General features: G+C 63.0%; 21 protein-coding genes and 1 tRNA gene. 6 read left to right on the plus strand and 16 right to left on the minus strand.

Annotated features, from left to right (window positions below; all coding sequences use genetic code 11):
• Positions 1-87: 87 nt before the first annotated feature.
• From B5M06_RS08650 to modA, 5 genes are all read right to left on the minus strand, one after another.
• Positions 88-468 carry a hypothetical protein gene (locus B5M06_RS08650; RefSeq protein ID WP_054065117.1) on the minus strand — a complete coding sequence of 127 codons (381 nt, stop codon included), beginning with the start codon at positions 466-468 and terminating at the stop codon, positions 88-90.
• Positions 469-533: 65 nt separating this feature from the next.
• The gene (gene fdhD, locus B5M06_RS08655) at positions 534-1424 is read right to left on the minus strand and encodes a formate dehydrogenase accessory sulfurtransferase FdhD (RefSeq protein ID WP_054065068.1); all 891 of its coding nucleotides are present in this window, start codon (positions 1422-1424) and stop codon (positions 534-536) included.
• A 24-nt stretch (positions 1425-1448) separates the two neighbouring features.
• Entirely contained in the window at positions 1449-2519 is a 1071-nt protein-coding gene (modC, locus tag B5M06_RS08660; RefSeq protein WP_054065069.1) for a molybdenum ABC transporter ATP-binding protein, read from the minus strand.
• Positions 2516-3190, minus strand: a complete 675-nt coding sequence (gene modB / locus B5M06_RS08665; protein WP_054065070.1) for a molybdate ABC transporter permease subunit — start codon at positions 3188-3190, stop codon at positions 2516-2518. The genes modC and modB overlap by 4 nt, the downstream gene beginning before the upstream one ends.
• A 104-nt stretch (positions 3191-3294) precedes the next feature.
• Positions 3295-4050: a molybdate ABC transporter substrate-binding protein gene (gene modA / locus B5M06_RS08670; protein WP_054065071.1), complete on the minus strand. Its 756-nt coding sequence runs from the start codon at positions 4048-4050 to the stop codon at positions 3295-3297.
• A gap of 77 nt (positions 4051-4127) precedes the next feature.
• Between modA and B5M06_RS08675 the strand changes: the two genes are divergently transcribed.
• A complete protein-coding gene (locus B5M06_RS08675) occupies positions 4128-4901 on the plus strand; it encodes a LysR family transcriptional regulator (protein WP_054065072.1) in 774 nt (257 codons plus the stop codon).
• Positions 4902-5269: 368 nt separating this feature from the next.
• Positions 5270-5677, plus strand: coding sequence for a hypothetical protein (locus B5M06_RS08680; protein WP_133936506.1), 408 nt, complete (start codon positions 5270-5272; stop codon positions 5675-5677).
• Between the two features lie 79 nt (positions 5678-5756).
• Here the strand turns inward: B5M06_RS08680 and B5M06_RS08685 are convergent, their stop codons facing one another.
• Positions 5757-6077 carry a hypothetical protein gene (locus B5M06_RS08685; RefSeq protein ID WP_054065074.1) on the minus strand — a complete coding sequence of 107 codons (321 nt, stop codon included), beginning with the start codon at positions 6075-6077 and terminating at the stop codon, positions 5757-5759.
• A 180-nt stretch (positions 6078-6257) separates the two neighbouring features.
• On the opposite strand from B5M06_RS08685, the gene B5M06_RS08690 reads away from it, so the two are divergent.
• Positions 6258-6334 (plus strand) — tRNA-Arg (locus tag B5M06_RS08690).
• 73 nt (positions 6335-6407) lie between these two features.
• Here the strand turns inward: B5M06_RS08690 and B5M06_RS08695 are convergent.
• The 8 genes from B5M06_RS08695 to B5M06_RS08730 all read right to left on the minus strand — a co-directional run bounded on the left by B5M06_RS08695 (position 6408) and on the right by B5M06_RS08730 (position 14984).
• Complete coding sequence (locus tag B5M06_RS08695; protein ID WP_054065075.1) at positions 6408-8702, minus strand: CHASE2 domain-containing protein; 2295 nt, start codon at positions 8700-8702, stop codon at positions 6408-6410.
• A gap of 104 nt (positions 8703-8806) precedes the next feature.
• Positions 8807-10180: a FecR family protein gene (locus tag B5M06_RS08700; protein WP_054065076.1), complete on the minus strand. Its 1374-nt coding sequence runs from the start codon at positions 10178-10180 to the stop codon at positions 8807-8809.
• A complete protein-coding gene (locus B5M06_RS08705; RefSeq protein ID WP_054065077.1) occupies positions 10102-10548 on the minus strand; it encodes a LysM peptidoglycan-binding domain-containing protein in 447 nt (148 codons plus the stop codon). The genes B5M06_RS08700 and B5M06_RS08705 overlap by 79 nt, the downstream gene beginning before the upstream one ends.
• 27 nt (positions 10549-10575) lie before the next feature.
• A complete protein-coding gene (locus B5M06_RS08710) occupies positions 10576-11262 on the minus strand; it encodes a response regulator transcription factor (protein WP_054065078.1) in 687 nt (228 codons plus the stop codon).
• Positions 11263-11298: 36 nt separating this feature from the next.
• Entirely contained in the window at positions 11299-12609 is a 1311-nt protein-coding gene (locus B5M06_RS08715) for a tryptophan--tRNA ligase (RefSeq protein ID WP_054065079.1), read from the minus strand.
• 66 nt (positions 12610-12675) lie between these two features.
• The gene (locus B5M06_RS08720; protein WP_054065080.1) at positions 12676-13338 is read right to left on the minus strand and encodes a site-2 protease family protein; all 663 of its coding nucleotides are present in this window, start codon (positions 13336-13338) and stop codon (positions 12676-12678) included.
• Between the two features lie 55 nt (positions 13339-13393).
• The gene (locus B5M06_RS08725; RefSeq protein ID WP_054065081.1) at positions 13394-14029 is read right to left on the minus strand and encodes an L-threonylcarbamoyladenylate synthase; all 636 of its coding nucleotides are present in this window, start codon (positions 14027-14029) and stop codon (positions 13394-13396) included.
• Between the two features lie 94 nt (positions 14030-14123).
• Positions 14124-14984, minus strand: a complete 861-nt coding sequence (locus B5M06_RS08730; protein ID WP_054065118.1) for a 3',5'-nucleoside bisphosphate phosphatase — start codon at positions 14982-14984, stop codon at positions 14124-14126.
• A 193-nt stretch (positions 14985-15177) separates the two neighbouring features.
• On the opposite strand from B5M06_RS08730, the gene B5M06_RS08735 reads away from it, so the two are divergent.
• On the plus strand, positions 15178-16995 hold the full coding sequence (locus B5M06_RS08735) for a methyl-accepting chemotaxis protein (protein WP_054065082.1): 1818 nt from the start codon (positions 15178-15180) through the stop codon (positions 16993-16995).
• 141 nt (positions 16996-17136) lie between these two features.
• Here B5M06_RS08735 and recJ read toward each other — a convergent pair whose 3' ends face one another.
• Together recJ and B5M06_RS08745 are read right to left on the minus strand one after the other, a co-directional pair.
• A complete protein-coding gene (recJ, locus tag B5M06_RS08740; RefSeq protein WP_054065083.1) occupies positions 17137-18846 on the minus strand; it encodes a single-stranded-DNA-specific exonuclease RecJ in 1710 nt (569 codons plus the stop codon).
• Positions 18843-19853 (minus strand): hypothetical protein, encoded by a 1011-nt coding sequence (locus B5M06_RS08745; protein WP_054065084.1) that lies wholly within the window; start codon positions 19851-19853, stop codon positions 18843-18845. The genes recJ and B5M06_RS08745 overlap by 4 nt, the downstream gene beginning before the upstream one ends.
• A gap of 88 nt (positions 19854-19941) precedes the next feature.
• Between B5M06_RS08745 and B5M06_RS08750 the strand changes: the two genes are divergently transcribed.
• Both B5M06_RS08750 and lolD read left to right on the plus strand, forming a co-directional pair.
• Positions 19942-21195 carry a lipoprotein-releasing ABC transporter permease subunit gene (locus B5M06_RS08750; protein ID WP_054065119.1) on the plus strand — a complete coding sequence of 418 codons (1254 nt, stop codon included), beginning with the start codon at positions 19942-19944 and terminating at the stop codon, positions 21193-21195.
• On the plus strand, positions 21188-21868 hold the full coding sequence (gene lolD / locus B5M06_RS08755; RefSeq protein ID WP_054065085.1) for a lipoprotein-releasing ABC transporter ATP-binding protein LolD: 681 nt from the start codon (positions 21188-21190) through the stop codon (positions 21866-21868). The genes B5M06_RS08750 and lolD overlap by 8 nt, the downstream gene beginning before the upstream one ends.
• Positions 21869-21926: the final 58 nt, after the last annotated feature.

The raw sequence follows: 21926 nt of genomic DNA on the forward strand, positions 1-21926 counted from the left end.
CTGCTGCATATGGGAAAAGGGGAAAAGAGCGCAGCGCCGCCAGCAGGCTGTGTGGCGTTGCAGTTCAATGGGGTGGGGGCGTATCTGTCAGCGCTTTTTGAAGGCGCTGGCCGCTTCTTCCGGCGTGAGAATCCAGGCGGTGAGCAGCCACTGGGTGCTGGCTTCCCGGACATAGGCCACACGCAATGCTTCGTTCTGCACGGTGTGGGCAAATATCAGCTTGTTGTCAGGAGCGAAGAGCCTGAAGCCCGGTGCAGTGCGCACAGGCTTGCCATTGATTTCAGCGCGTGGAATCTGCTCAATGCGCAGCACGCCGTATTGCACATGGCTAGGGAAATTGCGGTAGCTGGCCTTGGGAATGGTCGAAGGCGCAGTCTGCACTGCGGACAGCGTCGTCTGTGCCTGGCCAGGCAGAGCCATGGCAAGCACAGGGGCCAGAAAGACAGATGCAAGCAAGCAGCGGGTCATGGTGTTCATCCAGGGGCTGACAGACCGGCGCATTCTACGCAATGTGTACGCAGGCAGTGCCTTGCTCAGGCTTGCGGGGCATCCAGATGCAGGCCAGCACCTGGGGCATACAGCGTGGCCTTGGGTGGGCGCGCCAGGCCCCAGAAGCGCAGGCCAGTGAGTTCAGCCATGCGCACGCCCATGGCCGTGGGGGCAGAAATGGTGGCCAGCGCAGCAATGCCGAGCTTGGCGCATTTGCGCACCAGCTCATGGCTGCCACGGCTGGAGAGCACTACAAAGCCCGGCTCACTGAGGCGGCCCGTGCGTGCCAGGCGGCCCAGCAGCTTGTCCAGCGCATTGTGGCGGCCCACGTCTTCAATCACATCGTGCACCTGTCCGTCCAGCGTGGCCCAGCCAGCGGCGTGGATGGCGCCGGCTTCGGCATTGAGCACTTGCTTGGGCGGCAGGTGGTCTATGGCTTTCAACACAGTGGGCAGGTCCACCTGTGCCACCCAGTCGCGAGCAGGCAGGGCGTCGAATGTCAGATCGAGTGCCGCAAAGCTCTCCACCCCGCAGACCCCGCAGCCTGTGCGGCCACTCATGCTGCGGCGGTGGTCTTTGAGGCGCATGAAGCAGCGCGAAGCAATTTCCAGCTGCACTTCCATGCCATCCATGCCAACAGGCAAACCGGCTGCGGTGGCAGAGACCGGGCGCACGTCCACGCCATAGCAGTCGGCGGCGCTGTCGATGATGCCTTCGCTGAGCGCAAAGCCGATGGCAAAGTCTTCCAGGTCCAGTGGCGTGCCCATCATCACCGCATGGGCGATGCCGTTGAACACCAGGGCAATTGGCACTTCGTTGGCCAGCACGCGCTGCTCGGCCTGCACGCCGCGCTCGGCGTGGTGAAAGCGCACGTCGCAGCGGGTCAGTGCAGGGACATCGGGAGTTTCAAGAGAGCAGGCGCTGGCATCAGTCATACAGCGGATGATAGGCCGCTGCGTTTAATCCAGCAGGGCCACGCTTTTGATTTGCGCAATCACAGACTGGCCTTGGTGCAAGCCCAGCTCGCGTGCTGAACGTGCTGATACGCGTGCCAGTAGCGTGGTGCTGCCCGCCTGCAGGCTGAGCATGACCTGGCCGGGGCTGTCCTCATGCAGCGTCGTGAGCGTGGCGGGGATGCGGTTCAGAATGCTGCTGCCCTGCGGTGCCTGCAGCGCAATGCTCACGTCCCGCGCCAGCACGCGCAGGCGTACGGCGTCCCCCAAGCGGCGGTTGGCTGCGCCGCTGATCAGGAGCTGGCCACCGTCAAAATGCACGGTGCTCAGGTGGTCCTGCGCGTCATAGGCCGTGATCTGGCCTTGCACCAGGCTGGCAGCTTCCGACGCCGGTGCCATGGGGTGTTCGCTCTGGGCCATGGCGCTGGCCGTGTCGCCCGCAAACACGGCGCGCCCGGCCCGCAGCAGCACGACATGGTGGGCCAGCCGCGCGACTTCGTCCTGCGCGTGGCTCACGTAGAGCACGGGCATGTCGAGGTTTTTTTGCAGACTTTCCAGATAGGGCAGCACCTCGGCCTTGCGCTGGGCATCCAGGGCAGACAGGGGCTCGTCCATCAACAGCAGTTGCGGGCTGGTAGCCAGCGCCCGTGCAATGGCTACGCGCTGGCGTTCACCGCCAGAGAGCGTGGCCGGGCTGCGCTCCAGCAGATGGCCAATGCCCAGCAGCTCCACCGCCTGCTCCAGCTGCACCTTGCGGCGGGCTGCCGGGGTGCGCTTGAGGCCATAGGCCAGATTGCCGTGCACGCTCAGGTGGGGGAACAGGCTGGCTTCCTGAAACACATAGCCCAGCGCACGCTGGTGTGTGGGCAGCCACTGGCGTGTGGCCTCGTCCTGCCAGACCTGGCCGTTGACGGTGACGCGGCCCCGGGCACGTTCCAGCCCGGCCATGCTGCGCAGCACCGTGGTCTTGCCGCAGCCCGATGGGCCAAACAGCGCGGTAATGCCTCGGCCGGGCAGCTGCAGATGCACATCCAGCGTGAAGTCGGCACGCTGCAGTGCCAGTTGGGCTTCGATCATGCGCGCTCCTTGCTGGGTTGCAGCCAGTGCAGCAGCATCAGCACCACAAAGCTGAAGACCACCATGCCACCCGCCAGCCAGTGGGCGTTGGCGTATTCCATGGCTTCCACGTGGTCGTAGATCTGCACCGACACCACGCGCGTCACGCCCGGGATGTTGCCGCCAATCATGAGCACCACGCCAAACTCGCCCACGGTGTGCGCAAAGCTCAGCACGGCAGCGGTGACAAAGCCGGTGCGCGCCATGGGCAGCACCACGGTGAAAAAAGTATCGAGCTTGCTGGCCCCCAGCGTGGCCGCCACTTCCAGCGGCCGCCGCCCCAGGTTTTCAAAGGCGCGCTGCAGCGGCTGGACGGCAAAGGGCAGGGAATAGATCACCGAGCCGACCACCAGCCCCGCAAAAGTAAAGGGCAGGCGGCCCAGGCCCAGCCATTCGGTGAGCTGCCCGACCGGGCCATTCGGCCCCATGGTGACCAGCAGATAAAAACCAATCACCGTGGGTGGCAGCACCAGAGGCAAGGCCACGACTGCGCCTACCGGTCCCTTCCAGCGTGAAGCCGTGTGTGCCAGCCACCATGCCAGCGGGGTGCACAGCACCAGCAGCAGCACGGTGGTGACCGTGGCCAGCTCCAGTGTCAGCCTGATGGCGGCCCAATCTTCGGTAGATAGCATGCCCAGCGTGTGAAGAATTAAAAAAATGAGCTGCTAGCACTGATGAATCAAGCACTTCAATATGAAAACTATTTGAAGTGCTTGATATTCAAGCGCTAGCTGCTTCAAAAACCATAGCCGTAAGCGCTGATGATGGCGCGGGCCTTGTCGCCCTGCAGGTAGCGCATCAGTGCCTGGGCGGCTGCGTTGTCTCTGGCCTGATTCAGCACAATCGCATCCTGGCGGATCGGCTCATGCATGGTTTCAGGCACGATCCAGCCTGAGCCAGCGCTGATGCGGCCATCTTGCATCACCTGCGACAGGGCCACAAAGCCCAGCTGGGCATTGCCCGTGGCAACGAACTGGTAGGTCTGACCAATGTTCTCACCCTGCACAAACTTGGGCTGGACCGCATCCAGCAGCCCCAGCTTGCGCAATGTCTGCTCCGCCGCCAGGCCGTAAGGCGCAAGCCTGGGGTTGGCAATGGCAAGGTGCTGGAAGTGGTTGGCTTTGAGCACTTCGCCTTGCTCATCCACATAAGTACTGTCCTTGCTCCACAGCACCAGCTTGCCGATGGCATAGGTGATGCGCGAGGCAGCATCGGCCTTGCCTTCGCGCGCCAGTTTTTCGGGCGTGGCCGCATCTGCCGACAGCAGCACGCCAAAGGGTGCGCCGTTGTGGATCTGGGCGTAGAACTTGCCGGTGGAGCCAAACGACAGCTGCGCCTGGTGGCCTGTGTCCCTGGCAAACTCCTGGGCAATCTTTTGCATGGGGGCTGTGAAATTCGAAGCCACCGCCACCGACACCGTGTCGGCATGTGCTGTGGCAGCCAGCACAGCAGATGCCAGCAGACTGGTGCGCAGAACAGAAGCGATCAACATAAGCGCTATTCCTTTTTTGAATAGCGAAAGTATAGCCGCAGCGTTATTCCTTGTGTGAATAGCGGCATGATAGGGCCATGTCTTCAAACACTGCTGATTCATCTTCATCCCTGCTGCAGGCGCTGGGTCACCCCCTGTCTGACCGGCGTCTGCAGGTGCTGCGTGCGCTGGGGGAGTGTGGCTCCATCTCGCAGGCGGCCCGCGCAGTCGGCGTGAGCTACAAGGCCGCCTGGCAGGCCATTGATACCCTGAGCAATCTGGCCGGCGTGCCCGTGGTGCAAAAGTCCGTGGGCGGCGCGGGTGGCGGCGGGGCCAGACTGACCGAGGCAGGCCAGGAATTGCTGCGTGCGGCTGAGGCCCTGGCGCAGGCCAAGGGCGCAGTGATGCAGCAACTGCAGTCCAGGCTGCCCGTGCAGCGCCTGGGCATTCAGACCAGCATGCGCAACCAGTGGCCCTGCATGGTGCAGCAACTGGCAATGAGTGGCCCGCTGGCACAGGTGCATCTGCAGGGGCTGCATGCCGATGTGACCGTGCAGGCACGCATTACGGCCGAGAGCGCGCAGCTGCTGGGTCTGTACAACGGTATGCAGCTGCTGGCCATGTGCAAGGCCACGGCAGTAGAAGTGACGGCGGCCACTGCATCACTGGCGCAGGGCAACAGCTGGCAGGGCAAGATTGCACGCATCACCCCCGGTGCGCTGGGCGATGAAGTGGCGGTGCAGCTGTCACCCGGCATGCAATGGGTGGGGTTTGCTGCTGCACACACAGGCTGGCGCGTGGGCCGCAGGGTGCAGGTGCATGTGCCTGAAGCGGCTGTGGTGCTGGCGCTGGAAGGGGGAATGCTGGGCTGATGACGGTACGCTGGGCGCAGTGCCAATGGAGCAAAGAAAGACGGGAATGGAAAGCTTATCTGCGCCTAGACAACAACGTGATTTGCTGCTTTTTGCGACAATACCGGGCTTGAACCCGGTTTCACAGCCTGCATGCCTGTTGCAAAGTCTGGCTGCTGCCTGTGCAGGGGCAGGCTGCCAGCAGTGCTGGTGAAGGTGATGAATATCTGCATGGTGCAGGTAGACCAGAAAGAAAAGACGCAGTGAGCATTTTTGATCGATTGATTTCTACGTTGTCAGGGAGTGGTGCCCAAGATGCGCCGGCCTCTGCCTCCGCAGCTGCCGCTGAAAGTGAAGGGCAGAAGCGGCGCTTCATGGGGCGTGAAGGCGTGGAAGCTCATCAAACAGCACCTGTTGTAGAAGAAAAAGGCTTTGATGGCCCCTCCGAGGTCTGGCTGCATGTGCAGCCCGCCACACAGCGTCTGCTGCTGGTGCCCGAGCTTGGCATAGGTACGGGCGAAGAGCTGACGCCCAAGATGATGCAGGACCTGCAGCGCAAAGGCCTGTGCGATGCCGTGGCCTACCACGCGGGCTACGAGCAGTACTGGAAGATGCCATCGCAGGAAGCCATCCTGCGTACCCCTTCGCTGTACTCCATCGAGACACCGCTGCCGCACAAGGTCAAGCTGGATACCCGCCTGGTCAAGCAGGACGAGGCGCGCGGCTTCTGGATGCATGTGCGCATTCGCGGCGAAGAAGAGCTGCAGCACTTGCAGGAGACGGAAGCCCCCGCCTGATTCCAGGCGTTGCTGCACACCAGACGCCTGTCCAGTGACAGGCGTTTTTGTTGGTAGCGGTTGGAACGGCGGTTGGGGATCAGTGCTCGGTGCGCTCTTGCGCGGGAGCGCTGTCGTCAGGGCGCATATGTGCATGTACGCGTTCCCAGACCGCGTCGGTGAACGCAGTACCCAGCTCACGCATGCTCTGGCGCAGTGCGGCCAGTCCTTCCTGCGCCGAGCTGCTGAGCATGTACTCCGGCGGTGCCAGCAGCAGGTTCAGCGGCTCTACGGGCTGACTCAGCAAGGCATTGCCGAACAGTGCACCCCAGACAAAGCAGGCCATGCGGCTGGTCAGGCGCTGGTAGATGCGGCGCAGCCAGGAGACAGGAGTGGATGACTTTTTGTTGCGCGTTGCCATAAAACATGCAGCCCAGCCGCGAATGCTGCTGTTTTAAGAGCAGTCAGGGCTTGAATTTTAAGGCGTAGCAGGGCTGATGCTGCAAAGAATCTGTATGTAAATACAGTGACTGAGATTTTTTGGAAAAAATGCGCAATTTCAAAAAAGATGTGAAAAATGTGCCTATAATTCATAGCTTCAGCGGCTGTAGCTCAGCTGGATAGAGTACTTGGCTACGAACCAAGGGGTCGTGGGTTCGATTCCTGCCAGCCGCACCAAACGACAAGCCCCAGAACTGCAAAGTTCTGGGGCTTTTTCGTTTTTCCCAGCTGCTAATGCAGCCTGAGGCGCTCAGCTGGGCTGCGGTGCTGGTACCGGCGCCTTGGGCAGGCGCAGGATAAAGCTGGCGCCGTGGCCGACTTCGCTGACCACGCTGATGCTGCCGCCATGCTGCTGGGCCGTGGTGTGCACATAGGCCAGGCCCAGGCCAAAGCCCTGGATCTTTTGTGCCTCGTGCTGTGCCTGCCGGGTAAAGGGGGCAAACAGGCGTTCCTGCTCTTTGGCGCTGATGCCATCGCCCTCATCGCGCACGGTGATGCACCAGGCATCGCCATCCTGGGCCAGGCTGCAGTACACCGTGCCTTCCACAGGGCCGTACTTGATGGCATTGCTGATCAGGTTCACACAGGCGCGGCGCAGCATGCTGGCGTCTCCCAGCACCCAGGCCTCTTCTTCCTGGGGCATCCAGTCCAGCTCGACCAGGCGTGCGTTGGCGGCAGCCCAGGTGTCATCCAGTGCCTGGTCAATGATGGCCCCCAGTTCCGCCGGCACACGCTGGGCCGTGGTGTGCTGGGCACGGGCCAGGTAGACAAAGTCGTCAGCCAGGGACAGGCCGTTGCGTGCGTAGCGCTGGATGCGCTCGATGAGGACGGAAGAGGTGTCCTCCTGCCCAAAGTGCTGCTCCATCTCAATGGCCGTGAGGATGGCACCTATGGGCGCGCGAATATCATGTGAGATGAAGTGCAGGGCCTGGTCGCGCTGGGCCATGGCGGCACGCAGTTCGCTGATGTCCACCAGACTGACCAGCCAGCCGGTGTCACCAGCCACGGAAAACGGCTTGCTCAGCATCAGCAGGCTGCGTTGCTGCAGGTCTATGCCTTCGCGCTGCATGGTCTTGTCCAGTGGCGGAGGCTGCTCGCTGCTCCACAGCGGCTGCAGGCTGCCACGTTCTACCGCCCCCTCCAGTAGTTCGGCGATGGGCTGCAGCTCCTGCAGCGGACGCTGCAGCTGCTGGGCATAGCGGTGGGCCGCCCTGTTGGCCAGCACGATCTGCCCCTGGCGATTGCAGACCATGGTGGGCGATGGCAGCTGCAGCAGGGTGTCGGTCACAAACTCATGCAGCTGGCGCAGCTGCTGCGTAGCCTGCTCCACGGCCAGAATGCGGCCTTGCAGAAAGTCGCCTCGCCGCGGCACAGCGGCAGGCGCTGTGTTCAGCCCCTGCACGCGCAGATGCTGCATTTCCTGGTTCAGAAACTGGGCTGCGGTACTGAGCCTGCGCCAGCTCCATAGCGGGTAGGCCAGCAGCAGCACCAGCAAGGCGGCCGCCGGGCTGAATACGGTGTGGGTGGGGGCCAGAGCGTGCAGCAGCAGCGTCAGCAGTGCCAGCCCCAGACAGGTGAGCAGGGCTGCAGACGGGCCCAGCACGGACAGTGCGGCCAGTCCCAGTGCCACGGGAAGCAGGTTGAAGATGCGGTTGGCCCAGGGGCTGGCAGTGCTTACGTGTTGCTGCTGCAGTGCGCCGCTGACGATGTGGGCCAGCATTTCCACATTGTGCAAGGCGCTGGGGCTGGCGCCGCTCGGTGGCAGCACCGTGGCACCAAGGCCGGTGGCGGTCGCACCGATCAGCACATGCTTGTTGCGAAAGGCGCTGGCTGGAATCTTGCCCCGCAGCACGTCGATATAGGAGTAGGTGATGAAAGGTGCATCGCCTCTGGCAAAGGCAATGCGTATCGGCTGGCTGCGCAGCCATGGGCCGGAGGCAGATGGCGCATCGGTCTGGGCAGTGCTGCGGCAGTCAGGGTTCTGTGGCTGACTCAGGCAGAGCATGGACAGGCCCAGGTGCAGCCACTGGTGCTGGGCAAAGCCTTCGCGGGCATAGAAGCTGCGCACGCCACCGTCCGGGTCCAGCGGCAGGTGAACGTGGCCCAGCCGTGCAGCAGCCTGGGCAAACAGTGGCAGCGGCAGGCTGGTGGTCTGGGCGTTGCCGCTGCTGACCAGCGGCAGAACCACGCGCCCGCTGCGCACCATGCTGTGGGCCAGCAGGGCGTCGTCTTCGGGGTAGTCCAGATCGGCTTCGGCCAGCAGAATGTCCAGTCCAATGGAGCGTGGTTGGCCCATGCTGACGAAGTCGATCAGGTGTGCATGCAGGGCGCGGCGCCAGGGCCAGCGGCCAATGCTGGCAAGGCTGCGCTCGTCCACGGCGATCAGGACCACATCGGGCGATGGCTCGGGGCTGTGCAGCCGCAGCGCCAGGTCTTTGAACCACAGATTGGCCCGGGGAAACTGCAGGGGGCCGGACAGCCAGAACACCAGCGCCATCAGGCCCAGTGACATCAGCAGCCATTCCAGCGTGAGCGAGCGTTTCATGCGGAAAATATCAAAAAAAGGAGCTGCTAGCGCTTATCTTTCAATGATTTGAAAGTTAATTGCATTGAAAAACCTTGATAGATAAGCGCTAGCAGCTCTCTTTTTTATCTGTCCCAGCGTTCAATACCCAGGCCTGTGCCGGACTGCACGGGCTGGCCCGTGCCATCGAGCAGCAGATCGCGCACCTGCACGCTGCGCGGTGGCGAGAAGGCGCTGTTCAGCCCCGATGGGTCCTGCACCTGAATGCGCACATGCCAGGTGCCTGCAGGCAGGCCTGCGGCCGTCCAGCGTGGGCTGTCGAGCAGTGTATCCAGTGCTGGTGCTGTGCCATCGGGCGTGGCAAAGGCCTGCAGGCGGTAGCGCTGACCAGGCTCGCCGGGCCAGTGAATGGTGCTCAGGCCGGCGACGGTGTGCTCCTGCATATTTGCTGCGGAGAGCGTGGCTGGCCGGGGCGCAATGCGGAAGCGGTGCGGATCGGCAAATGGCCCGCGGTCGGGCTGCCCGGCCATGCTGCGCACACTGGCAGCGCGCCATGCGTAGTCACCAGCGGGCAGGTTTTGCAGGTCGATGCGGCAGTCCTGCGCAGGGCTGCTGCTTTGCAGAGCAGGCTGTGCAAACGCACTGGTGGCAATGTCTGCATCTGCTGCAGGCAGGGCAATGATCTGGTGGCGGTAGCTGTCAGCGCCATCCACGGGGGTGCACAGCAGCTGGGCTTCACCCAGGGCCAGCGTGGCTCCGGGGACAGGCGTTTGCACCAGCGGTGGCACGGGGTGGGCTTTGACGCGGATCGGCAGCGTGCGCGGCAGACCGCTGATGCCGTACGGGTCCAGCGCCCGTACATGCAGGTAGTAGCCGCCATCAGGCAGGGCGGCAAAGCGTGCCTGCTGGCCCTGTACCTGTGCATTGCGCAGCACCTTGTGGCCCTGCGCATCGCTGCTGATGCTCACCAGCCAGCCCTGTGCCTGTGGCATGGCAGGCAGCGGGATATCCAGCCACTGCGCGTCTTCATACAGGCTGGGCAGGGACTGTGCACTGGGCGCGGGCAGCAGTGCCGTGACAGGGCCGGGCTGGCCATTGGCCGCCACGGCCATGCCAAAGTGAGGGTGGAGCGTCTGCACGGCGGACTGAGCGCCGGTCAGCGACTGCATGGCCACCTGGCCCTGCAGTACAGCGGCTGTGGTGCTGCCGTCGGGCTGCAGCTGCACGTCAAAGCGGGTGCCGCGCACACTGGTGGCAGCAACGGGCGTGCGTATGTCCAGATGGCGCTGGGCATCCGGCTTGCCGGGCACCTGTATATCTACACCGCCTTGCTGCAGTTCGAGGACGGACTGCAGGCTGCCCGCACGGCCACGGCGGCGCAGCTGGCTCAATTGCACGGAGGAAGCCGCGCGCACCTGAATCAGGCTGCCGTCGGCCAGCTTGACGGTGACGAATGCATCGGGCGAGAGCTGCAGCTGGTCACCTTCCTCGAGCGGCATGCCAGGCTGCACAGGCACGGCGGCTGTGGTGCTGCGGTGCTGCGGTTGCGCAGCTGGGCACTGCCCTGCACAAAGTCCACCGAAGCCGTAGCCTTGCGCATCAGCCACATGGGCACTTCCAGCATGGAGCCGGGCTGCAGGCGGTAAGGGCTGCCCACCTTGTTGTGGCTTTGCAGGGCCTGCCAGAGCGTGGCATCGCCCAGATAGCGCTGGGCAATCTGGGTCAGCGTGTCGCCAGTCACGATGCGGTGGGCAATGACCTGCTGCGGTTGCGACGTCTGCTGCGCAGCAGCAGGCAGCACCAGGGTGCTGCACAGGGCCACGGCGCAGGGCAATGCGGGAATGCAGAAGGCAGTGCGTGGGAACATGGCAGCAGCAGAAAGTGTGGTGTCGCGTTAGCTCGAGTGGCTGTCCAGGCGGTAGCCCAGACCGTAGACCGCAGCAATGGAATACGCATTGCCGGGCCGCAGTTGCAGGACTTGCCGCAGGCGGGACACATGGGTGTCCAGCGAACGCGACAGCACTTCGGCGTTCTGGCCCCAGACCGCCTCACGCAGGTAGTCGCGTGACAGCAGGCGGCTTGCGTTCTGGAACAGCAGCAGGGCCAGGGCGAATTCGCGGTGCGTCAGCGCCACATGCTTGTCCTGAAAGCTGACCGTCAGCTGTGAGCGCGTAAAGGTATAGGGGCCGAAGTGCTGTACATCGTCGCTGGGAAACGGATAGGCGCGGCGCAGCAGGGCCTGAATGCGTGCCTGCAGCTCGGCCACACGCAGCGGCTTGATCATGAAGTCATCCGCCCCGCTCTGCAGCCCCTCCACCACATCGCGTTCTTCGCTGCGGTGGGTGATGAACAGAATCGGCAGCTGGGACTCCAGATGCTGCCGCGCCCAGCGCACCACCTCAGGGCCGCTGGTGTCGGGCAGTTCCCAGTCGACGACCAGCAGGTCAAACGTGTCGCGGCGCAGCGCCAGCATCAGCGCCTGACCTTCTGAAAACAGCGCGCAGCTGTGGCCCATCTCCTGGGCCACGCGCTCAATCATGGCCAGCTGTGCGGGATCGTCATCCAAAACGGCAATGCGCATAGCGGCACCTCCCCCTTTTTTTGCAATCAGTCTGTGTCAGCCTTTATTGTTTGCTGCTTCCTGCAGTGTCTGCAGCGCCTGCAGTACATCGGTATCCGAAACACCTTCGCCCAGCTGGACGCAGGCCTGAAGGGCACGCAGTGCATCGGCACCCTGCTGCTGCAGTTGCGCAATGCTCTGGCCGGCCTGTTTGGGTTGCTCAAACCCTGTGCTTTGCAGCAGCAGGCTTCCGTCGGCAGCCATGAACTTGAAGTAGAACTTGCCATCGGCTTCGCGGTACTGCTTGAAGCTGGGCAGGGCCTGCTTGGCGGCCTTGGCCTTCTTGGCATGGCTGTCCTGGCTGGCCAGGCTGCGCAGGCCCACGGCGGCGCGCAGCTTGGTGATGAAGGGGCGGCTCAGCGCACGGGCACGTTCGGCACCGATCTGCAAAGCGGCTTCCACCTTCTCGGGATGGGCCATCAGGTCTTCATAGATGGCGCGCTTGGGTGCGATTTCGGCATCGATGCGCTCGAACAGCATGTTTTTCGCATCACCCCAGGCAATGCCTTCGGCAAAGGCCTTGCGCATGGCTTCGGTTTCCTCGGCGGTGGCAAAGGCCTGGTACAGCTGGAACAGGGCAGAGCCTTCGGTGTCCTTGGGCTCACCGGGGGCGCGCGAGTCGGTCACGATGCTGTTGATGAGCTTTTTCAGTTCATTGCGGGGAGCAAACAGCGGAATCGTGTTGTCGTAGCTCTTGCTCATCTTGCGGCCGTCCAGACCTGGCAGCGTGGCTACGTTTTCTTCAATGGCAGCCTCGGGCAGCACAAAGTGCTCGCCATACAGGTGGTTGAAGCTGGAGGCAATGTCGCGCGCCATTTCGATGTGCTGGATCTGGTCGCGCCCCACAGGCACTTTGTGCGCGTTGAACATCAAGATGTCAGCGGCCATCAGCACGGGGTACATGAACAGGCCAGCGGTCACACCGTCGTCCAGTTCCTTGCCTGCTTCGGCATTCTTGTCCTGCGACGCCTTGTAGGCGTGGGCACGGTTGAGCAGGCCCTTGCCGGTCACGCAGGAGAGGAACCAGTTCAGCTCGGGAATCTCGGGCACATCCGACTGGCGGTAGAACACCACATGCTCGGGGTCCAGACCACAGGCCAGCCAGCTGGCGGCAATTTCCAGCGTGGAGCGGTGCACACGGGCAGGGTCCTGGCACTTGATCAGGGCGTGGTAGTCGGCCAGGAAATAAAAACTTTCCATGCCGGGGGTGCGACTGGCGGCCACGGCAGGGCGAATGGCGCCTGCGTAATTGCCCAGGTGAGGTGTGCCGGAGGGCGTAATGCCAGTCAGAAAACGGGTGGTGCTCATATCTCAAACCAAGTTATCAAAAGAGGCTGCACGCAGGCAGCCTGAATCAGTCAAAGCTTTGTGTGCTTACTGCAGCGCAGACAGCAGGGGGCTGATGAGGGTGTTGATCACGCTGTAGCCAATGTCCATCAGCGGGCGCAGCCAGACCGTGCCCACAATGCCCAGCAGGACCAGCGCCAGCACGATGAAAAAGCCATAGGGCTCAATGCGCGAGAAGCTGATGGCGGCCTTGGTGGGCAGCAGCCCCACCAGAATGCGGCCACCGTCCAGCGGCGGCAGCGGAAACAGGTTGAAGGCCCACATCACCAGGTTCACCAGCACACCGGCGCGTGCCATTTCCATGAAAAAGCGCTCTTCCACATTGGTGGCAACCAGCACGACCAGCAGCAAGGCCCAGGCAATGGCCTGCACGAAGTTGGAGGCAGGGCCCGCCAGTGCGACCCAGATCATGTCGCGCTTGGGGCGGCGCAGATGGCTGAAGTTCACGGGCACGGGCTTGGCGTAGCCAAACAGGAAGGCACCCGAGGTCGAAAAGTACAGCAGCAGCGGCATCAGAATGGTGCCGATGGGGTCAATGTGCTTGATGGGGTTGAGCGTGACGCGGCCCAGCATGGTGGCGGTGTAGTCACCAAAGTAGCGCGCGGCATAGCCGTGGGCAGCTTCGTGCACTGTGATGGAAAACAGCACAGGAAGGGCGTAGATAAGGACGGTTTGTATCAGATCGTTCACGGTGTCATTGTCTCAAACATCCACCGCTTGCGGTGGTTTGCCATTGCAGCCCGTTTTACAGGCCAATTGCAGACAGCGGGCCTGCGCCTTCGCGCACACACACGGGCGGGTTGCCCAGACGCATGGGCGTGAGGTCAATCACCGTCGTGGGCTCCAGCGGGCAGGCACCGGCATCGACAATGGCGTCGATCTCGTGCTCAAAGCGTTCGCGGATGGCTTCCGGGTCGTTCATGGGCAGCTCTTCGCCCGGAGGAATCAGCGTGGTGGCCAGCAGCGGTGCCCCCATGAGTTCCAGCAGCATCTGCGTGCCTTTGCGGTCCGGTACACGCAGGCCAATGGTCTTGCGCGAAGGGTGGCTCACGCGGCGTGGCACTTCCTTGGTGGCATCCAGGATAAAGGTGTAGGGGCCGGGGGTGCCCAGCTTCATGAGGCGGTACTGCTGGTTATCGACCAGGGCGTAGTTGGCCAGCTCGGACAGATCGCGGCACAGCAGGGTGAGGTGGTGCTTGTCATTGACCTGGCGAATGCGGCGCAGGCGTTCCACGGCATTCTTGTCATCCAGCTGGCAGACCAGGGCATAGCTGGAGTCGGTCGGCAGGGCAATGACTCCGCCTTTTTGCAGCAGCGCGACGGCCTGCTTGAGCAGGCGTGGCTGCGGGTTGTCCGGATAGATTTCAAAGTACTGGGCCATGGTGCTTCCTTGATCTTGTGCGCGGTATGCGCATTGTGCGCCGTCTCTGGCGCTGCTGCATGCAGGTCAGATGCTCACAAAATGTGGGGGCAACCTAGCAGATACGGTGCTGCAGCAGCTCCCACACGCCGGTCAGCCGTGCAGGGTCAGGTGGCAGGCCGCCAAGGTCGATGGAGGACTCTTGCGGGCTGTGAAAGTCACTGCCGCGTGAGATGGCCAGGTTCAGCTCCTGGGCCAGATCCGCATAGTGTTCGTATTCGTGCGGTGTGTGGCTGCCGCAGACCACTTCCACAGCCTGACCGCCCAGCTCCTTGAAGCGGCTGAAAAAGGCGTACTCCTCCATGGGGCTGAAGTGGTAGCGCGCAGGGTGGGCCACCACGGCCACGCCCTGAGCATCGGTGATCCAGCGCACAGCGTCTTCCAGCGATGCCCAGCGTTGCGGCACATAGCCAGGTTTGCCTGGCACCAGATAGCGCTGAAACACTTCCTGCGTGCTGCAGCAGGCCCCGATTTCCACCAGATAGCGTGCAAAGTGGGTGCGCGAGATCAGCTCCGGATTGCCCACGTATTTAAGCGCCCCTTCGTAAGCGCCAGAAATGCCCGCAACCGCCAGCTGCTGCGCCATTTCTCTGGCGCGCGGACCGCGGCTGTGGCGCACGCTGTGCAGGCCATCGCGCAGCTGTGCATCGTCCGGATCAAAACCCAGACCCACGATGTGTACGGTGGTGCTGGCAAAGCTGACAGAAATTTCCACGCCCGTCAGAAAGGACAGCCCCTGCTCCTGCGCGGCTGCATGGGCCAGGGGCAGTCCGCTGATTTCGTCATGGTCGGTCAGTGCCCACAGCGTCACGCCGCGCGCTCTGGCACGCTGCGCCAGTGCCTGTGGAGACAGGGTGCCGTCGGAATAGGTGGAGTGGCAATGCAGGTCGGCCTGGAAGGGGAGGGAGGAGGGCATGGGAGGGGGCATGAGAGGGGGCATAGGTCAGCGGCGCTGCCGTTTTAAAACAACAGACCCGTGCTGATTTTCGACCGGAGTTGCTTTTGCGCAAAATCCCCTTGAAGCTGCCATGTTTGTATCAGGCGTTTTTCTGATGCTTGCACAAAATGTTTCAAATTTGCGCGAAAAGTATTAAATCGGGAGGGAGAAGATGCAATTTAAGAACTGGTCGGTATCTACAAAGATATGGGGGCTGATGCTGGGGGTGCTGGTGCTGGCCGTGTGCGCAGGGGGGGCCATGCTGCGTTACATCGATGGGGTAGAGACGCACTTGCGCGCTGAACTGCAGGACTATGAGCAGCGCATCCGGCTGGCCGAGCAGTGGCGCGGCATTACTGACCATGCAGTGGCTCACGTGGTGATGGGCGCCATGACCACCGAGAGCAGCCTGAGCGCTTATGCCCAGAACAAAACCCGTGAGGGCGTAGAGGGGGCATCGGCCATCCAGAAACAGCTGGAGCAGGCGCTGACCAGCCCTGAAGGCCAGCAGCAACTGGCCAAGATTGCACAGGCGCGCGCCAAGGTGCTGGAGCTGAACGGGCAGATTGCGCAGGCGCGCAATGCCTATCGCTACGAGCAGGCCCGTGAACTGCTCGACCAGCAGATGATGCCTGCCGTCGCGGCCTATAACCAGGCGCAGACCGATCTGGTGCGCCTGCAGGAGCGCATGCGTGACCGCATGATTGAGCAGGGCCTGCAAAAGCGCAATTCCGCCTTGCTGGTGGGCGGCGCCGCACTGCTGCTGGTGGCAGTGCTGGCTGTGTTGCTGTCCCTCTATGTGATTCGCCAGATCACCCGTCCGCTGGACGAAGCCGTGCAGCTGGCCGAGACCATTGCTGCAGGTGATCTGACGGCCAGCCTGCAGTCTGACCGCAGGGATGAGCTGGGCAAACTGCTGCAAAGCCTGAGCGCCATGACCCAGCGCCTGCGCAGTGTGGTGCTGGAAGTGCGCAACGGTGTGGACTCTGTCTCCTCAGCAGCATCGCAGATTGCTACGGGTAATCAGGATCTGTCCAGCCGCACGGAGCAGACCGCAGCCAACCTGGAAGAAACCGCATCCAGCATTGAAGAGCTGACGGCGAGCGCCTCGCAGTCTGCCGATACGGCACGCCAGGCCAACCAGCTGGCCAGCACAGCAGTGCAGGCTGCGGAGCGCGGCGGCAGCGTGGTGCAGCAGGTGGTGAGCAGCATGCAGCAGATCACCAGCAGCAGCCACAAGATTGCCGACATCATCAGCGTGATCGATGGCATTGCCTTCCAGACCAACATCCTGGCGCTGAACGCCGCGGTGGAAGCCGCACGTGCGGGCGAGCAGGGGCGTGGCTTTGCCGTGGTGGCCGGTGAGGTGCGGGCGCTGGCGCAGCGCAGTGCCGAGGCGGCTAAGGAAATCAAGTCCCTGATTACGGCCAGCGTGGCCAATGTGGATGCAGGCTCGTCCCAGGTCGCAGAAGCGGGCAAGAGCATGCAGGAAATCGTCGAGAGCGTGCGCCGCGTGACCGATCTGATTGGTGAGATCAGCGCTGCGGTGCATGAGCAGCACGATGGCTTTGCCCAGGTCAATCAGGCGGTGAGCAATCTGGACCAGATGACCCAGCAAAACGCCGCGCTGGTGGAAGAGTCTTCGGCAGCTGCCACGGCCATGAATGAGCAGGCCCAGCGCCTGGCGCAGGTGGTGGCGGTGTTCAATGTAGGGAATGCGGGCAGACTGTCCATGTCCTACCAGCGTCCGGCGAGCCCAGCAGCTGCGGCCGTGAATGCCGTGCGCAGCGCGCCTGCGGCTGTGCCTGCATCTCAGCCTGCCAAGGACAAGGTTGAGCCAGTGCGCAAGCCTGTCGCTGCTTCACCTGTGGCGTCGGCGGCTTCCACACCAGCCAAGGCAAGGCCTGCAGCCAGCCTGGCCGCACCCGCAGCAGCCAAGCCTGCAACTTCCACCAAGGCCGCTGCCGATGATGACTGGGAAAGCTTCTGAGCACATGCTCAGATAGCGCATACAGCAAAGGCCTGCATTGCAGGCCTTTGTTTTTGATAGCTGCTTGCGCTGATGTATCAAGCACTTCAAATAGAAAACTATCTGAAATGCTTGATTTTCCGGCGCTGGCAGCTCTTGTTTTTATGCTTGCGCACCTTCCACCAGAAACTGCACCTTGCGCTCGCCGCGGAACTCGTTGATGTCCAGGCGAAACGCCATGTGCACCCATTCAGGCAGCGGCTCGGTGCGGCCAAACCAGATCCCGTCCACCTCGTCGCCACGGTGGCGCACCTTGAGCTTGAGGTGTTTCTCAGCCACCAGCCGTTGCGAGAGGATTTCCACATCCTCGCTGAAGGTGGGTGGCGCAAAGCCCTGACCCCAGACTTCCAGGTTCAGCTGCTCCACGATCTCGGCACGGCGGAAGGTGGGGTCCAGCGGCCCGTCGGTTTCCACGCAGCGGGTGAGTGTCTTGGCATCCAGCCACTCCTGCGCCACTTGCGTGAACGCACGTTCAAATTCATGGAATTTGTCTTCCGCAATGGTGCAGCCTGCCGCCATGGCATGGCCGCCAAAGCGCAGCAGCACGCCGGGGTGGCGCTTGGCGACCAGGTCCAGCGCATCGCGCAGGTGAAAGCCGGGAATGGAGCGGCCCGAGCCCTTGAGTTCATGGCTCTTGCCTTCCGCCTGGCTGGCCGCAAACACAAAGGTGGGACGGTGCAGGCGGTCCTTGACGCGTGAGGCCACAATGCCGACCACGCCTTCGTGGAACTCCGGGTCATAGACGCTGATGGCCGCAGGCGGCGTGACGCCATCTTCAAACAGCTCGTCGGCCAGTGCAAAGGCCTGCACGCGCATGTCGGACTCCATCTCCTGGCGCTCGCGGTTGATGCGGGTGAGCAGCTTGGCCAGTTCCAGCGCCTTGCCGTAGTCGTCCGTCAGCAGGCATTCAATGCCAATCGTCATGTCGGCCAGGCGGCCTGCGGCATTGATGCGCGGGCCCAGCGCAAAGCCAAAGTCCGAAGTGGTGGCCTGCCAGTATTCCTTGCCCGCAGCTTCATACAGCCCGCGAATGCCGGCCTGCATATGGCCCTTGCGAATGCGCTGCAGGCCCTGTGCAACAAGACGGCGGTTGTTGGTGTCCAGCCTGACCACATCGGCCACCGTGCCCAGTGCCACCAGTGGCAGCAGCGTATCGAGCTTGGGCTGGGTCTGCGCCGTGAACACGCCGCGTGCGCGCAGTTCGGCACGCAGCATGAGCAGCACGTAGAACATGACGCCTACCCCGGCCATGTGCTTGCTGGCAAAGCTGCAGCCGGGCTGGTTGGGGTTGACCATGGCGTGGGGCGTGGGCAGCACTTCACCGGGCAGGTGGTGGTCGGTGACGACCACGGTCATGCCCAGCCGCATGGCTTCAGCCACACCATCGATGCTGCCGATGCCGTTGTCCACGGTGACCAGCACCTCATGCCCGGCGGCATGTACGCGCCGGGCGATGGGGGCAGACAGGCCATAGCCGTCCTGAATCCGGTCTGGCACTTCGTAGGTAACGTGCTGGGCGCCCAGCATGCGCAGGCCGCGCACACCCACGGCGCAGGCGGTGGCACCGTCGCAGTCATAGTCGGCCACGATGCAGATGCTGCGCTGCGCGGCGATGGCGTCGGCCAGAATGCGCGCCGCTTCATGAATGCCTTTGAGGTCGGAGGGCGGCAGCAGCTTGCTCAGGCTGGTGTCCAGTTCGTCGCAGGACTGCACGCCGCGCGCCACATACAGGCGCGCCAGCAGCGGATTCACGCCGGAGCGCACCAGAGCTTGCACGCTGTGTTCAGCGATTTCTCTCTCAATGATTTTCATAGCGCTTGATGCAAGCCAGCAAAGCGCTGGGGATTCATTTTGTTCTTGATTTTTTGCAGCCAGCTGCGGCGCTGCGTGGTGAAGCTGCGCACATGCTGCTCTCCGCAGAAAGTGACGGTGGCGGTGCCGCCCAGCTGCACATGGGCCAGGGTCTGGGCCACAGGGCCAGCCTCGGCTGCCAGCCAGGCCTGTTTCCATGCGGGCCAGTCCTGGCGCAGTGCGCTCTGGCGCAGGCTGTCTACGAACAGCACGGGCGTCACGCTGTGCAGCGTGCGCGCTGCCTGTAGCGCTTCTGCATCCAGCTGGCCCACACCATGCAGCCAGAAGGCGTTGATGGGGGGCAAACCGCGCGCGGCACGCTCGGCGTTAAAGCGGTGGTTGTACAGCAGCATCTGCACTTCGCTGTGCAGGCGCTGCAGCGTGCGCTGGTGCGGGCCTTGCGGCATCCAGTGGCTGACGTCGCGCAGCAGCACGCGGTCCAGTGAGGCGGATTCCAGCCCCAGCAGGGGCTCGCCGCTGACCAGCCAGCGGCCGGGGCTGGTTAGCTCCAGCTGCAGGCCATCTTCTGCAAACCAGGGCTGCAAAATGGTGTGCAGGGTCTGGGCGTCCTCCATGTCCAGCGGCAGGCTGGCAGGGTCGTCCATGCGAATCTGATCGGCCCCGGCTGTCCAGTGGCACAGCGTCATCCAGGCGCAGGGCTGGGGGCGGGGCGTGTCCTGTGCCAGCGCTGCCCAGGCGGGGGATTGTGCATCCAGCCCCCAGAGGTGGGCCAGTGCCCGTTCGTGGGGCGGAATCAGCTGGTCCATGCTGCCTTCGTCCACATGGCTGGGGGCCAGCTGGGCCAGCAGCTGATCGAGCTGGGGCAGTTGCAGCTCCCGCAGGATCAGCTGGCAGCTGTCCTGTGCCAGCGCGGCGTAAGGCAGGACCAGATGCAGATGGCGGGCACGTGCCGGGCGGGGAGGCACGGTAAACGGCAGCGGAAGTTCAGGCAGGACAGGGGACGACATAGGCGGGTATTGTCCCCAAACCAGAATGCCTGCGCTGAAGACTTCTGACATGCTGGCCTTTGGAGCAATGCCACAATGGCGTCCACGTATGCAAATTCCCTACGAACTCGCTCTGGGCTGGCGCTACACCCGCGCAGGCCGCGCCACACGGCGCAATGGTTTTATTTCCTTTATTTCCGGTGTCTCCATGCTCGGCATTGCGCTGGGCGTGGCAGCGCTGATCATTGTGCTGAGTGTGATGAACGGCTTCCAGAAGGAAGTGCGCGACCGCATGCTCAGCGTGGTCTCGCACATCGAAATCTTTGCGCCCAATGGCCAGGCCATGGTGGATGTAGACACCACCATACAGCAGGCACGGCAGCACCCGGAGGTGGTGGGCGCAGCGCCTTTTGTGGCAGCGCAGGGCTTGATTGCACGCGGTGAGGACATGAAGGGCGCCATCGTGCGCGGCATTGATCCGGCGCGCGAAGGCGAGGTGACCGATCTGGCAGCGACGAATGCCGATGTGCTGCAGCTGCTGCAGCCCGGCAGCTTCAACATCGTGCTCGGCCAGGAGCTGGCACGCCAGATGGGCGTTAGCGTGGGGGACAAGGTGACGCTGATTGCGCCCAGCGGCCAGGTCACACCGGCTGGTGTGGTGCCGCGCCTCAAGCAGATGACGGTGGCGGGCACGTTTGACTCCGGCCACTACGAATACGACTCTGCCATGGCCATGCTGCACCATGAGGATGCGCAGCGCATCTTCCGCCTGGAAGGGCCAACAGGCGTTCGCCTGAAACTCAAGGACCTGCACGAAGCGCCGCGCGTGGCCAGAGAGCTGGCGGGTATGATTACCGAGTTCCTCTACCTGCGTGACTGGACGCAGCAGAACAAGACCTGGTTTGCCGCCGTGCAGCTGGAAAAGCGCATGATGTTCATCATCCTGACCCTGATCGTGGCCGTGGCGGCCTTCAATCTGGTCTCGACCCTGGTGATGACGGTGACGGACAAGCGCGCAGACATTGCCATTCTGCGCACGCTGGGTGCCTCGCCCGCGTCCATCATGGGTATCTTCATGGTGCAAGGTGCCATGGTGGGCGTGATTGGCACCTTTGCCGGACTGGCGCTGGGCCTGCTGGTGGCCTGCAATATCGACGTCATCGTGCCAGCCATTGAGCAGGCGCTGGGCGCGACCTTCCTGCCTAAGGACATCTACCTGATCAGCACCATGCCCAGCGAGCCACAGGCCAGCGACATCGTGCCGATTGCCGTGATTTCTCTGATTCTGGCCTTTGTAGCCACCATTTACCCCAGCTGGCGCGCCAGCCGCGTGAACCCTGCGGAGGCGCTGCGTTATGAATAAGCAAGTCGTACTGGACGCGCGCAATCTCTCCAAGCGCTTTGAAGATGGGCACCTGAACGTGCAGGTGCTGCATGAGGTCAACCTGCAGGTGCATGCGGGCGAGACGCTGGCCATCGTCGGCGCCTCGGGCTCGGGCAAGAGCACGTTGCTGCATCTGCTCGGTGGTCTGGATGCGCCCACGCAGGGCAGTGTGCAGCTCATGGGCCAGCCCATGCACACGCTCAGCCCCCGCAAGCAGGGTGAGCTGCGCAACCAGCATCTGGGCTTTATCTACCAGTTCCACCACCTGCTGCCCGAGTTCAGCGCGCAGGACAACGTGGCCATGCCGCTGCGCATTCGCCGCGATTCCAAAGAGCAAGCCCTGGCGCAGGCCGCACGCATGCTCGAAGCCGTGGGGCTGAAGGAGCGCATGGCGCACCGCCCGGCAGAGCTCTCTGGCGGTGAGCGCCAGCGCGTGGCCATTGCCCGCGCGCTGGTGACGCAACCTGCCTGTGTGCTGGCCGATGAGCCCACGGGCAATCTGGACCGCTCGACGGCCGATGGCGTGTTCGAACTCATGCTGGAGCTGGCACGCAACCACGGCACGGCTTTTGTGATGGTCACGCACGACGAAAGCCTGGCCGTCAAGTGTGACCGCGTGGTGCGCATTGTGCGCGGGCGCTTGTCTGAATGAAAAATGAGAGCTGCTTGCGCCTTATATATAAGCATTTCAAATACTTTTCTATCTGAAA

Origin of the sequence: Comamonas kerstersii (assembly GCF_002056725.1) — a bacterium.
Taxonomy (GTDB): Bacteria; Pseudomonadota; Gammaproteobacteria; order Burkholderiales; family Burkholderiaceae_C; genus Comamonas; species Comamonas kerstersii.

Excerpts from the sequence above, each read along its gene's own strand:
- B5M06_RS08650 (WP_054065117.1), bottom strand. The coding sequence starts at position 468 with ATGACCCGCTGCTTGCTTGCATCTGTCTTTCTGGCCCCTGTGCTTGCC.
- fdhD (WP_054065068.1), bottom strand. The coding sequence starts at position 1,424 with ATGACTGATGCCAGCGCCTGCTCTCTTGAAACTCCCGATGTCCCTGCA.
- modC (WP_054065069.1), bottom strand. The coding sequence starts at position 2,519 with ATGATCGAAGCCCAACTGGCACTGCAGCGTGCCGACTTCACGCTGGAT.
- modB (WP_054065070.1), bottom strand. The coding sequence starts at position 3,190 with ATGCTATCTACCGAAGATTGGGCCGCCATCAGGCTGACACTGGAGCTG.
- modA (WP_054065071.1), bottom strand. The coding sequence starts at position 4,050 with ATGTTGATCGCTTCTGTTCTGCGCACCAGTCTGCTGGCATCTGCTGTG.
- B5M06_RS08675 (WP_054065072.1), top strand. The coding sequence starts at position 4,128 with ATGTCTTCAAACACTGCTGATTCATCTTCATCCCTGCTGCAGGCGCTG.
- B5M06_RS08685 (WP_054065074.1), bottom strand. The coding sequence starts at position 6,077 with ATGGCAACGCGCAACAAAAAGTCATCCACTCCTGTCTCCTGGCTGCGC.
- B5M06_RS08695 (WP_054065075.1), bottom strand. The coding sequence starts at position 8,702 with ATGAAACGCTCGCTCACGCTGGAATGGCTGCTGATGTCACTGGGCCTG.
- B5M06_RS08700 (WP_054065076.1), bottom strand. The coding sequence starts at position 10,180 with ATGCCGCTCGAGGAAGGTGACCAGCTGCAGCTCTCGCCCGATGCATTC.
- B5M06_RS08705 (WP_054065077.1), bottom strand. The coding sequence starts at position 10,548 with ATGTTCCCACGCACTGCCTTCTGCATTCCCGCATTGCCCTGCGCCGTG.
- B5M06_RS08710 (WP_054065078.1), bottom strand. The coding sequence starts at position 11,262 with ATGCGCATTGCCGTTTTGGATGACGATCCCGCACAGCTGGCCATGATT.
- B5M06_RS08715 (WP_054065079.1), bottom strand. The coding sequence starts at position 12,609 with ATGAGCACCACCCGTTTTCTGACTGGCATTACGCCCTCCGGCACACCT.
- B5M06_RS08725 (WP_054065081.1), bottom strand. The coding sequence starts at position 14,029 with ATGGCCCAGTACTTTGAAATCTATCCGGACAACCCGCAGCCACGCCTG.
- B5M06_RS08730 (WP_054065118.1), bottom strand. The coding sequence starts at position 14,984 with ATGCCCTCCTCCCTCCCCTTCCAGGCCGACCTGCATTGCCACTCCACC.
- B5M06_RS08735 (WP_054065082.1), top strand. The coding sequence starts at position 15,178 with ATGCAATTTAAGAACTGGTCGGTATCTACAAAGATATGGGGGCTGATG.
- recJ (WP_054065083.1), bottom strand. The coding sequence starts at position 18,846 with ATGAAAATCATTGAGAGAGAAATCGCTGAACACAGCGTGCAAGCTCTG.
- B5M06_RS08745 (WP_054065084.1), bottom strand. The coding sequence starts at position 19,853 with ATGTCGTCCCCTGTCCTGCCTGAACTTCCGCTGCCGTTTACCGTGCCT.
- B5M06_RS08750 (WP_054065119.1), top strand. The coding sequence starts at position 19,942 with ATGCAAATTCCCTACGAACTCGCTCTGGGCTGGCGCTACACCCGCGCA.
- lolD (WP_054065085.1), top strand. The coding sequence starts at position 21,188 with ATGAATAAGCAAGTCGTACTGGACGCGCGCAATCTCTCCAAGCGCTTT.